Below are 11,408 nucleotides of genomic sequence, written 5' to 3'. Positions count from 1 at the left end.
GGCAACCCTTGGAGGGCTCGACAAGAGGCAGCGACAAACCGCTGGCAGACCATCCGCTGGGCGTCGGCTTACTCGCGCTCAGACTCCGGGTCCTCAGCTTCCGAAGCGACACCGCCTTCAATCCAGTGCGCCGGAATCAAGAAATCTTCGGCGCCCCGCCAGTTGGCGACCTCTGTGATCCCTTCGATGTCTCCCCATGCGTGACGATCTGCGTGGTCCAACACGATGATCTGGAGGCGGGACCCGAAGGCGCTGCGCGCCCGCGCCAAGTTCGAGAAAATCTTGCGCGTGCTCTCTAAATCGCTGAGGCGACGTTTTCGACGCTGATCGGCATCGGTCGAGACCTGGACTGGAGCCCCTTGGTCGCCTTCCGATATGATCTGCTCGAAGGTGTCGCTTGGGAAATAGACTTGGCTGGGCTGGTCGATGACAAGGAAGGTTGGGACCGGATTGTGCTGTCCTCGGTTGAGGAAGATCCCGTGGAGCGCTAGCAAGGCGGCCAGATGATAGGCCATCCAGTTCTCGCCGCTTCCGATCTCCCACAGGAAATCGGACGTCTTGGCGCCCTCGCGTTCAAAGCGAAGGTTCAGCTCGCGTTCGTCGAGCATCGGCTTACCTTCGGCGCCTTCGATCCCGAGCTGCTCGATGAATCGTGTGATGTACCCAGAAATTCGTTCATGCACTTCGAGCGCCCGACGGCGCCGCTCGTCGTCGTTGGCTTGGCGTTCAATCTCACGGATGTCCCCGCGGATCTTGGCGACCTGAGCCTCAAGCCCTTCGTCGCCCTGGATGTCTCCCAGCATCCGAAGAGCCTGTTCGGTGGAGCCAATGAAACGATAAATGTTTTCGAGGCTCTGTGATTGGCCCCGCTCCCGATCGACAGTGATCTCGAACTCTCGCCGGGTGCGTTGAAGCGTCAGCAGTTCGCTCTCAATCTGAAGAAGCCTGGCCTGGACTGCGATTAGATCGCGATCGACCATGGGCCGAGCCGAGGTCGCTCCGGTCGCAAGACTTTCGAGCTCGGCGATCGGCTCGGCGAGTTCCTCCAACGCATACTTCGCGGCCTCCGTATCAGAGCCGCAGAGAACGCAGGACTCTCCAGAAAGGTGTGCTTTGAACCACCCGACCCCCTTCACACTCGCGGATTGCTCAGAGAGAACATCGGCGTAATCGACGACGGAACGGGAAAGGCTCCGCAGCTTGCGAAGCCGACGCCGCTCGGCGTTCATCTGTTGATCGAGAAGCTGCTCATGGCGGCGGATCTCGTCGAGTCGGGTAACTGCTGCCGAGACTCGACCAGGTGTGGCAACGGACTGACCGCCGGCGGCCACCACATCGCCAAGCACCACCAACAGTCCACGAAGGTCGCCGGGCGGATCTCCCGCGGGCAGAAGACTCAGTTCTTGCGCCCGGAAGAAGGCCCCACGTGCGTTGGCGCTCCAGTTGTCGATGGCGTTCCGACGGGTCCGAAGTTCGGTTTCGAGCTTGCGCAGCTCGTCCCGCAGCAATCGCAGGCGATGCAGCCTTACGAGATCCTCATTCGTCACGACGCCCATCGCCAGAGGCAAGACGTGGCGCAGCGTCTCACGGTGTTCTGACGAGTCAGCTTTGAAAAAGAGCGTGTAGGGGTTGGCGACCACGTGCTGCGGCAAAAGGTTGAAGGCCGCAAGATCTCGAAAACTGGCGCGGCCTCCGAAGCCTCGATCTTTCTCGGGGTCGAGCGCCAGATTGGACAGACCGGAGTAAAGATCCAGAAGCGCCTTCAGGCGCGCTACGTTTGAGTTCGCATGCGGGCGGGTGGGCAAGTCTCCCTCAACTTCCGGCCCCTGCTGAAGCCAGATGTCCTCCGAGACCTGGCGAGCTGCCGGCTTCGGCCTGGCGATCCTCATCAGACCGGCGTTCGTCTCGATCGTCAGTCCGAACCAGGAGACCGTATTTCGAATGACCCCCACGGCGATGGAGCAGGTGCTGGAGCCCAGGACGTAATCGATGATGTTGACGATCGACGACTTTCCTGTGCCGCTCCATCCCGTGACCACAGAGACCGCCTCCGGATCAAACGACAGCACCCGAGGCTCGTGGCGAATGTCCTCAGGCCAGATGATGATCTCGCGGATGAACAGCTTCATGCGTCAGAACTCGATGTTCAGTTGGCGTTGCACAGCCTCGAACCCGTCCGCTGCGAACCAAGTCCCAAGCCGTTTCGCGGCTCCGAGGACGTAGGAAACCGGAGCATCGAGATCGCGGATAGGCTGCGGCAGATCATTTCCACTCGTCGCTCGAAAGCGAGGAAATCCTTCTCCGCCCTCGCGAATGAGCAAACCGGAAGAGACGCCGACCTGAAGCGCCCGTAAGGCGGTATCGGCGTGCGCCTCGACGCGCCCCTGAAGGCCGGCCAGCAGGTCCGGTCTTTCGACGACAGCCTTCAGCATTCCGCTCTCGAAATTCATCGCGTGAATCTTGTTGACCGTCGCGCGGTGCAGGAGGAGCGCGGCGCTGACTACAAACACCGGGAGCGTCGGCGGCTCCCCTCGAGCCGAGCTCGCATGGCGATGCGCAAGGTGCCAGAAGGCGCTCGCGACGAGAGCGGGGTTCCTGGCAAGCAGCTCTTCGTGATCAATTTTCACCGGTGACCTCCGGGGTATAGGTCGGATCCCACCAGACTTCGTTCTCGTCAGCGAGGCGGTGGTAGTGCCCGGACGTCATGTAGAGCTCGCCACAAGGCTGATTGTCGAGCGGCTCGAGGTGGTCGTAGGTGGCGTCCGCCAGAATAACCTGGCCAATTTCCGCTGAAGGCTTCGGATATAGCGCACGGCTGTGCCTCCGCATGAGCGTCCTCCAGCGGGTGCGAAGGCGGTCGCCCCGGTCACGCCATTCCCGATCGGCCACTTCGCCCTCGACGACCAGACGATGCTTCTCGACATTGAACTTCAGGAAATGGTCGACGGCATCGACGACATCGTCGTCTGCGGCCTCGATGCGGCCCAGATGCTCCACGAACGTCCGTGACAGTGCTCCGGCACGGTCGGCTTCGGAGACAAGGACATCTGACGCAGCCTTAGGGAGAAGGCGGCTGCGGGCTTGGCGAGCCTGCAAGGCATCCTTCTGCAATAGCACCGCCGCACGCGTGACGATGCCTGGACGGCCGGCGGCCCACTCTTCGCGGAGCAATCGGGTCAGCCAACCAAGCAAGCCGTCGAGAATGTCGTCAGTATTCGCCCTCGGACTTAAGCCAAGGCCATTGCCCATAGCGCCACGGTCCTCCGCAGCGCCGACGGCTTCCACAATCTCGATGCGATCAATCAAATCGAGGAGATTGTCATCCGACCGCTCCAGAACGCGATCGATCAACGCCTGCGCCAATGTCGGCTTTTTGGCCTTGCCTTTCAGAGTGGAGCCTTCAGCGCGAAACGCAGCGAGCACTTCAGCCGAAGTCGCCTCTCCTCGAGTCCGCCGCTTCAGAAGCGTAGCGATCGCCGTCTCAACCGGCCGATTGACGAAGAACATGTGACGTTCGCAGGGTAGGGAGCCGGTGCTCTCCCTCTGCAACAGCCATATTTCGAGGGTGCGCCAGATTGCCTTGCTGCGATCGGCCAGCAATCTTGCACCCGCGTTCGCGGTGCTCTTGTCTTGCTCCTGCAGAACCGCCCTGCCGTCCTTCAGGACAACAACATCGTCGAGGTGCTCGACCGCGACCGCTGCGCCTACGCCTGCGTGGGCGAGATGGTGCAGCGCGCGTTCGAGTTGCAAGATGTAGCCGGCCGCCTGTGCGGCCGCCGTGTTGTTGATCCCCGCCAATCGCCAGTCCCACCCTCAGCAGCGCAACGCGCCGCCAGATCATCCCAGTAGTATCGATTAATGCATGAACGCCAATAGCTGAGAGCAGTCATGACAGCTCGGTTGGTTCCGGATAGCGTTGATCGACGGTGCGCGCGTAGATTGAAAGCGTGTTTTGAAACTTACAGGTGATTCGACGTGCAGGAATTCACCCATCGTGTTCGGGAGAGTATCCTGCCCCTCTCCATGGCATCGACCCTGCCGGGCGCGTTTCGCGAGTGGCGTTTCACGGAGCGGACTGAAGACCATGGCCGTCCCTGCGAGACATGCCAGCTCTGCGGGCAGGAATGCCTGCGGTATCATTTCGAGATCGGCAACGAGCTGACAGACGAAACTCTGTGGGTGGGATCGCACTGCATTCTGAAGTTCGACGTTGCCGTCCTGAAGGACGGCATGCGGCTTTCACTCAAGGACGCCAAGCGTCGGCTGATCGAACTGACGAATGCTATGCAGCTGAAATCATGCATCTCCGCGTTGGAGACCCTTGCCGCTAAGGAAGACAACCGGATCCTGGATGGCGCGCTTGATTACTACAAACGCCACTCCAAGCTCACACCGAAGTACGCCAACGTGGTTTTCTGGCGCCTGAAGACGAACGGGATCGATTACCAGCCAAGCTTCTTCAAGATTGAACTTCAGCGCCAACAACACATCGATGACTTGGAGGCCATGCCAACGGGGCGAGTCCATAGGTTTTGGTCGGCGCTCACTGCCGCACAGCGGCGGAAAGCGATCGAGCTGGGTCACGCCGCGCCAACGGAAGTATGAGGGCGGCGACTTTGATACCCAGAACTGCGCGCGCGTGAGGCAGAGCGGCGGCAAGGTCTGGAGAAGCAGCGGCGATCACCCGGTGGCAAACACCCGAGAATGGCCGGCGCAAGACTTTCTCTCAAGTCGTCGTCCGTTACCTCCAGGTCGAGTTTGGTCTCCCCTGAAATCTGCCAGCTGTGGTGGCCCGCGAACTTGGACGACGGGTGTCTGCTTCACGGCGCATTCGCAATCGCCACGGTTGGCGCGTTTTGGCGGCCGAGAGAGTAGAGTGGGGAGGGGCGCTAGTCACAGGAGGTGGCGATGAGCCAGCTCGATCTCTTCCGTGCGCCACACAGACGCTTGATGCCCACAGCCGCTCCTGACTCAATGCGGTCCTTGGCGACGTCCGCTTTGAGGCAGGAGAGACAGTCAACGGTCGAATGCGCAGGGTCTGACTCAAAGCGGTGCTTCAGAGCTGCAGCTCTGGCCAAAATCGTCGGTCATTCTCGGAGGCAACTCGGCTTGGATGAAATGGGCATCGGGCAATGATCGATCGGAACATCCGTTCCTAGAGCAGGAATGCTCTGCGGTTTCCGCACAGGGGCGAAGCTAGGCAAAGACGAGTTGGCTGGCATCACAGGATTTACGCCACCTAATGGGCATGATACCCATTCCGTGGACCAAGGGGCTGCCCCGGATTTATGTAGGCTGCCATGAGACTCGTTGGATCCCGAGAAGCTACGATCGTGACTGATCTGTCCGCGGACCGGCTGCGCGAGTGGACGGGGCGGCGGGGTTTAGTGTCGCCAGACATCCCCGCTCACGGGAAGGGCACGCAAGCACGATTCTCCTGGCAGACCTTGCTAGTGCTGAGATTGGCCGCCACTCTCCGCGACCGGTTGCATGTGGAGCTCTCGGCCTACAAGTCCACTTTGCGACTCCTTCAAGTGCGTCTGGCTGGAGAACCATTCCATGGCTTGACCGGCTGTTTCGTGATGCTCGACGTCGAACAGGCTATGCTGTTGCGATCACCTGACGCGTCTTACGTGGCGACACCGGAAGGGTTCTGCGTGCTGAGTCTCCAGCCGCATCTGGATGCCATTGCAAGCGCGATCGGCGTCACGGAGAAGTCAGTGCAGAGAAGCCTCTTCGCGGCCATGGCGGTGCGATGATGCCTCCTGAAGTGAACGACCTTCGCCTTCGCGGGCTGCTCGCGAATTTAGGCTATGTCCGAGGTTCGGGTTGGATCGCCTGTTCAGAGTTCGACCGATTGAGAGCGCACCGTTTTGCGCTCCAACAGGCGCGTGACGAGATGGATGTCATCGGCGCTTTCTGTCTAGTGCGGCAAGGCGTCAAGGAGGCCGTGATCTCGACGCCGCTAGTGTACGTCGCGGTCGGTGCCGATCTGGCTCAGGCTCAGGAGATCCACCGGCGGGTCTGGAGCCAGGGACTAACGCCCTTCCTCATCATAGCTACCCCTGACCATCTCGTTATCTGCCAAGGCTTCTCCTACAGCCAGACCGACTGGGCTAAGGTGGCTCGTCTCTTCACGTGGGACGAGCTCGGCGCGCTGCCTGCCTCGCAGTTGGACACGATCCCCTTCCAAACACCTGCGGCTGAGGTCTGGGATTTGAGGGCTATCCGTCTCAGGACATCGCTCTTCTGGCGCGACCACTCGATCGACGTGGACGGACGGGTGGATCGCAAGCTTCTTGAGAGCCTCAATGCCTTGAGCGCCGTGCTGATCGGCGGGAAGGGGGTTTCGGCTTCCCTGTCTCCCGCAGCGGCGAACGGGCTCATTGGCCGGTTTCTCTATGTTTACTTCCTCGCGGACAGAGGGATTATCGGCCAGAGTTGGCTAGAGGACCGAGGACATGCCGATATTCGTCTATCGGATCAGTTCGTCGACTGGAGCTGCGCCGCCACTTGGCGGATGTTTGACGACCTAGACTCCATCTTCAACGGTAGCATCTTCCCGTTGGCGTCGGACGAACGTGCAGAGATCGACGCCACGCATATTAACTTGGTACGCCGGGTAATGAAGCATGGTGCCGAGCCGCTGCGCTCGGGCGGTGTGCAGCTCAGCTTTCTAGATTTCTACCTCGGGGCGCTTCGGACCGAGACGCTGTCCGCAGTCTATGAGCAATTCCTCGAAAACCTGAAGGCTGGCGAGCGTCGCCGAGCTGGAGCCTTCTACACACCGCCCTACCTCGTCGATTTTATGCTGGATCGTTTGGAAGAGAGCACCGCACTTTCTGATGGCGTCTCAGTACTCGATCCGGCGGCTGGCTCGGGCGTTTTCTTGGTGGGAGCATATCGCCGCATCATCGAGCGCGCCCGGTGGACGACGCCCGACCTTCGTCTGGGAGTGGCCGACCTCAGAGGATTGCTCGTCCGCAATATCTTCGGCGTCGAACGCAATAGAGACGCCTGCCATGTCGCCGCGTTCAGTCTTTACCTGACGCTGCTCGACTACGTGGATCCGAGGGACCTCACCCGCGTCGCGGCGGGCAGGGATCCCGAGAAGCTGTTCCCCGCTTTGATCGGACGGAATCTGGTCGCGGCGGACTTCTTCGCGAAAGCAGCGGAGGTGGGTACTATACCGCCCAGGGTCGATTGCATTGTGGGCAATCCGCCTTGGCAGATGCTGTCCAAGCTGGATTCCGAGGCCGCCATCGAATGGCGGGACGCTCACGCGAAGACAGCTCCGATTGGAAACGACCAGGCGGCCGAACTCTTCGTCTGGAAATGCCTGCAGGACCGCCTGACCGACACTGGGATGCTGGCCGTTCTCCTTCCGGCGAAGTCGTTTATCAATCCGACATCTTGGTCCTTCAGACGAGAACTCACGAAGCGGTACACGGTGGTCGGGGCGGCGAACTTCGCGCACCTTCGGTATCGGCTTTTCGCCAGCGCCCGTCAGGCTGTTGTCGCCGCATTCGTGCGCGCAACGCCGCCGACGACCCGCGACAAGACGTGGATCTACTCGCCGCTTTCGGTCAGCCAGCCCTTGGCGCGTAAGGAATGGCCGTGGACCGTCTTGTTGGATCGCGCGGATGTCCAGATAATCCGGCACGACACGGTGGCCCGCAATCCCCGAGGTTGGTTCGAAGCCTTCATGCTGCGGCCGGTCGATCGCCAGATTCACGGATATCTCGAGGACGGAGTTTACACGGGCAAGCAGGCGACCCTGCAAATTCTCGGCGCGGCGATAGGCGCGCGCGTGAGTCGCGGGGGGAATCCTGCAGAGACTGGGGTCGATAGGGCCTATCTGGTCGATGCTCCGCTCGCCGACGATTCCAGCAAGCCATCCAAATTCGCTCTAATGAATGGCGCAGGCCTTGGCGAGGCGACGCTTGTGGATATGTTGCCGGAATCGCAGTTATCGAATGTGCGTTCATCATACCGGAACCGGTTCGGGGGAAACGTTCTCTTGATCCCGCGGAACATGAAGAACATCCGCGTCGTAGAGTACCCGCTCGGGTTCACATCCAGCACGACCGCACTGTTTTTCGACAGGCCCGCTTCGACCATCACTACGCGGGAACTGGAGTTGTTGAAAGCGGTCGGCCGGTTCCTGCGTTCCGACATCGGTCTCTACCTCATCGCCACCACCGGACGGCGGTGGTTGATGGATCGTCGCAATCTAGAGCCCGAAGACCTGAATGCTCTGGTCGTCCCCATCACTGGGCTGGATGATCCTCGCATCGACGGCATCAACAAATGTCGGGCTGACGCCTTAGAAGACTATCTGCTCAGATGCCTCGGGCTGGAGGAGGACTTGAAGAGCGCGGTCGCGGAGTTTCTCGGCTTCAGGATGGGGTTCAAGGACGGCGACGTGCCGCGCATGGCCTTGGTCGAGCCCGACGATGAGTTCGTGCAGGCCTACGCGGGCGTCTTGAGGAGAAACCTGGCGGCCCTATTGGGTCGAAACGACGCGTTCGAGCTCGAAGTTCAGACGGATCATCGCCTTGGCGTCGGCGCCATTGTCGCTGGCTTCAGTCGCGAGGATCAAATGCGCCAGGTACCCGCGCATCGCCTCGCTGAGCAAGCGCTCCAGCACTACGCGATCTCTGCCGAGAACAGCTTCACCAATAGCTTGGCGACGCAATACGATGTCGAAACCGAGAGCGTCACGGTCGTCAAACCTCTCGAGCTCTTCCGCTGGACGATTGACAGCGCCTTCTCGGACAGCCGGCAAATCCTCAACGCTTTCATGACGGGCCGTCCGTGAGCGAGGCTGGGACGGCTGACCCGACGAGGCCATTGGCGGACGCGCTCGTCGCGTACGGCTTCACCCCCGTGGGGGCTGAGCTCTGGTCACGGTTTGTGGATGAAGTCTGCCTCATCCTCGACGGAGCCGCTGCGGAGTTGCGGTCGCCCGAAGCGTGGGCCGCCTTCAGCAGCAAGCGCGGTGCCCTGAGTGTTCCGAAGGTGCGGGGCCGACGCAAGGCCACGGTTCAGACGCCGCTCGAGGATGCGATAACCGCAGAACTGGGGCATATCGCGCGCCGCCTACGCGCGGCGGTGCCGGCGGGCCATTTCCTTCGGCAACACGAGGTTGCCTTCGCCACCGAACATCTCGTCGAAAGCGCCACCCGCACCGGCCGTCACTCCCGAAAAGTCGACTTCTTCATCTATGCCCAAACCGATGAGATCGCTCCGGAACTCGCCATCGAGGCAAAGCCTCTGCTGACGACCGGCGACATCGCGTCCAGATATCTCGCGGAGGAGGGGATCGGCTGCTTTTTCGCGATGGACACCGCCTATACCGATCAACCCCTTGCAGGCATGCTTGCCTACACCATCGATGCGTTAAGCGGATCCAGAGGAGCTGGTATTCGGTCCGGCGTAGAAGCTATGACGCCGACGCCGTTGACGTCGGAATTGGTCGCCATCGCCGGGTCGGTCCAAGGCAGACTGTGTTCCCGCCACGACCGCTCAGCGCTCAGCCTAGGGCCGGTTGCGATCATTCATCTAGAGATGACCTTTGCGCCTGTCGAGGAGCCGGTCGCCGGAGCTTGAAGGCTCTGCTCATTTGAACGTCGGCTTTCTGCCGGCTCAGCGATGTCTCCTTCTGGCGCAAAAAAGCCGTTGAGTCTGTTTCAGATCGCCCGCGCCATTCGGTAGTTTTTGAAGGTCTGGCCACGGAGCTGAACGTCTTGTTCCTGAACCACATGGAAACCACTGCGCTCGAAGAACGGCCTCGCTGTGATGCTCGCGTCCGTCGTGAGCGCCGAATGGTTCTGCTCGCGGGCTTTTAGCAGGATATGGTTTAGAAGACGCCGAGCGATCCCCAGGCCTTGATACTCGCTGTGCACGAAAAGCATGTCGATTTGGCCCGTCGGCTCAAGGTCACTGAACCCGGCGATATGAGAGCCATACTCCGCGATGAACGTGGGTTTGCGCTCAAGCCGTTCAGACCATTGGGCCGTGTTGACCGCTATCGGTGCCCAGGCATCGATCTGCGCAGGGCTATAGTGGCGACTGGCGACCTGGCGAACCGAGTCATTGAAGACTTCAATGATCGCGTTCAGATCGTCACGATTATAGGGACGGATTTGGATGGGGCTCATTCGACGGCATCTGCCACGCCCCGATTCCGCGGCCAAGCCGGCAAAGGGATTAGATACCCATCGTCGGCTTTCTGGACGTCGAACATGTCCGGTATTGAAGCCGAAGCAGTCCGATGTTGAGGAGGCAGTCATTGCGGCAGGCCGGCCGTCACGGTTGTAGGAGCGGCCTCACTTATCCCTTGGTGTCGAACAAGCGCGCAGGATCGGTGCCGAGTGCAGTCGAAATAGCAACGATCGTCTCAAGACTCGGGTTCTCTTCGCCGCGCTCGATCCCGGCGAGGTATCGAAGCGATAGGTTAGCCTCCCCTGCGAGGGTCTGCTGTGACCAATCGCGACGGCGACGAAGTCGTAAGATGTTCTGCCCAAGGCAGCGCTTCCAATCCATAAGGTTTGGGTGAGCGATCAGGCAGTAATGATAAAGGTGATATGCTGCTAGCAGTATATTGCTAGTCTGCCTTGGGTTTCAGCAATATCCAGATTGGAACATCAAGCGCGACTGCGATCTGGAAAGTCGTCTCCAGGCTAGGATTTTCCTCGCCTCGTTCGATGCCGGAAACAAACCGAACAGATAAGTCGGCCTCGCTTGCGAGATCCTGCTGCGTCCAACCCCGATCGGTTCTGCAGCGAAGAATGTTCTGTCCCAAGGTGTCCTTCCAATCCATCGAAGAGGGATCGCCGGTCACAGGCAGATGTTAAAGGAGCTAAACTGCTAGCAATATACTGCTAGTTGAATTACGCTTTGCCCTGAGACCATGAGCACCTCAGACGCACATCCGCCAAGAGATCCAAGGGGCCGGCTTGACCTTCTCTACCGACGCCATGCTGCGTGGTTAGCGCGGCGGCTCGCGGGCGTCGGTGTCCGTGCAGCCGAGGATGTCGTTCAAGAAACATACCTCCGCACGGCCCTCTACGGTGGTGGGGAGGAAATCGAAAATCCAAGAGCATTTTTGTTCAGAGTTGCGACGAACATCGCGCGGGACCAGGCTGCCCGCACCTTAAAACGGGGGCAAGCCGAAGGTGCTGTCGGTTTCGGACGCCACAACGATACTTCATCTTCGGAGAACGCGCTCCTTCTCCAACAAATCATCCTGGGGTTGCCAGAGCCGCTGCGGGATGTCTTTGTGATGTCGCGGGTCGGGGGGCTGAGCAACGCCCAGATCGCCGAGCGGCTCGGCATCAGCCCGAAGACGGTGGAGTGGCGGATGACGAAGGCTCTGGCGCATTGCGCCGCTCAGCTCCGCTAGA

11 protein-coding genes are annotated in these 11,408 nt (G+C 60.4%); 5 read left to right on the top strand and 6 right to left on the bottom strand.

Annotation, left to right across the window (positions count from 1 at the left end; genetic code table 11):
• Nucleotides 1-68 precede the first annotated feature (68 nt).
• Genes WC597_RS00275 through WC597_RS00265 form a run of 3 tightly spaced genes read right to left on the bottom strand, consistent with a single transcriptional unit; the run spans nt 69 to nt 3,798 of the window.
• Entirely contained in the window at nt 69-2,129 is a 2,061-nt protein-coding gene (locus WC597_RS00275) for a DUF3732 domain-containing protein (RefSeq protein ID WP_372691222.1), read from the bottom strand.
• Between the two features lie 3 nt (nt 2,130-2,132).
• The gene (locus WC597_RS00270) at nt 2,133-2,627 is read right to left on the bottom strand and encodes a three component ABC system middle component (protein WP_372691221.1); all 495 of its coding nucleotides are present in this window, start codon (nt 2,625-2,627) and stop codon (nt 2,133-2,135) included.
• Entirely contained in the window at nt 2,617-3,798 is a 1,182-nt protein-coding gene (locus tag WC597_RS00265) for an ABC-three component system protein (protein WP_372691220.1), read from the bottom strand. Before WC597_RS00265 ends, WC597_RS00270 begins: the two co-directional genes overlap by 11 nt.
• A gap of 177 nt (nt 3,799-3,975) precedes the next feature.
• Here WC597_RS00265 and WC597_RS00260 point away from each other — a divergent pair, with 177 nt between their 5' ends.
• The 4 genes from WC597_RS00260 (at nt 3,976) to WC597_RS00245 (ending at nt 9,612) form a co-directional block, all read left to right on the top strand.
• Nucleotides 3,976-4,605, top strand: coding sequence for a hypothetical protein (locus tag WC597_RS00260; protein WP_372691219.1), 630 nt, complete (start codon nt 3,976-3,978; stop codon nt 4,603-4,605).
• A gap of 728 nt (nt 4,606-5,333) precedes the next feature.
• Entirely contained in the window at nt 5,334-5,759 is a 426-nt protein-coding gene (locus WC597_RS00255; RefSeq protein WP_372691218.1) for a hypothetical protein, read from the top strand.
• Entirely contained in the window at nt 5,756-8,821 is a 3,066-nt protein-coding gene (locus tag WC597_RS00250) for a class I SAM-dependent DNA methyltransferase (protein WP_372691217.1), read from the top strand. The genes WC597_RS00255 and WC597_RS00250 overlap by 4 nt, the downstream gene beginning before the upstream one ends.
• A gap of 32 nt (nt 8,822-8,853) precedes the next feature.
• Entirely contained in the window at nt 8,854-9,612 is a 759-nt protein-coding gene (locus WC597_RS00245) for a hypothetical protein (RefSeq protein ID WP_372691216.1), read from the top strand.
• Nucleotides 9,613-9,692: 80 nt separating this feature from the next.
• Here WC597_RS00245 and WC597_RS00240 read toward each other — a convergent pair whose 3' ends face one another.
• From WC597_RS00240 to WC597_RS00230, 3 genes are all read right to left on the bottom strand, one after another.
• On the bottom strand, nt 9,693-10,163 hold the full coding sequence (locus tag WC597_RS00240) for a GNAT family N-acetyltransferase (protein ID WP_372691215.1): 471 nt from the start codon (nt 10,161-10,163) through the stop codon (nt 9,693-9,695).
• A 172-nt stretch (nt 10,164-10,335) separates the two neighbouring features.
• Nucleotides 10,336-10,548 (bottom strand): helix-turn-helix domain-containing protein, encoded by a 213-nt coding sequence (locus tag WC597_RS00235; protein WP_372691214.1) that lies wholly within the window; start codon nt 10,546-10,548, stop codon nt 10,336-10,338.
• Between the two features lie 61 nt (nt 10,549-10,609).
• On the bottom strand, nt 10,610-10,825 hold the full coding sequence (locus WC597_RS00230; protein ID WP_372691443.1) for a helix-turn-helix domain-containing protein: 216 nt from the start codon (nt 10,823-10,825) through the stop codon (nt 10,610-10,612).
• A 90-nt stretch (nt 10,826-10,915) separates the two neighbouring features.
• On the opposite strand from WC597_RS00230, the gene WC597_RS00225 reads away from it, so the two are divergent.
• Complete coding sequence (locus WC597_RS00225) at nt 10,916-11,407, top strand: RNA polymerase sigma factor (RefSeq protein ID WP_372691213.1); 492 nt, start codon at nt 10,916-10,918, stop codon at nt 11,405-11,407.
• Nucleotide 11,408 lies beyond the last annotated feature (1 nt).

This window comes from Brevundimonas sp., assembly GCF_041648115.1.
Classification (GTDB): domain Bacteria; phylum Pseudomonadota; class Alphaproteobacteria; order Caulobacterales; family Caulobacteraceae; genus Brevundimonas.
This window is presented reverse-complemented; position numbering and strand designations above follow the sequence as displayed.

Bases quoted from the DNA above. Each gene is read 5' to 3' on its own strand.
- WC597_RS00275 (WP_372691222.1), bottom strand. From the start codon at position 2,129: ATGAAGCTGTTCATCCGCGAGATCATCATCTGGCCTGAGGACATTCGC.
- WC597_RS00250 (WP_372691217.1), top strand. From the start codon at position 5,756: ATGATGCCTCCTGAAGTGAACGACCTTCGCCTTCGCGGGCTGCTCGCG.
- WC597_RS00240 (WP_372691215.1), bottom strand. From the start codon at position 10,163: ATGAGCCCCATCCAAATCCGTCCCTATAATCGTGACGATCTGAACGCG.
- WC597_RS00235 (WP_372691214.1), bottom strand. From the start codon at position 10,548: ATGGATTGGAAGCGCTGCCTTGGGCAGAACATCTTACGACTTCGTCGC.
- WC597_RS00230 (WP_372691443.1), bottom strand. From the start codon at position 10,825: ATGGATTGGAAGGACACCTTGGGACAGAACATTCTTCGCTGCAGAACC.
- WC597_RS00225 (WP_372691213.1), top strand. From the start codon at position 10,916: ATGAGCACCTCAGACGCACATCCGCCAAGAGATCCAAGGGGCCGGCTT.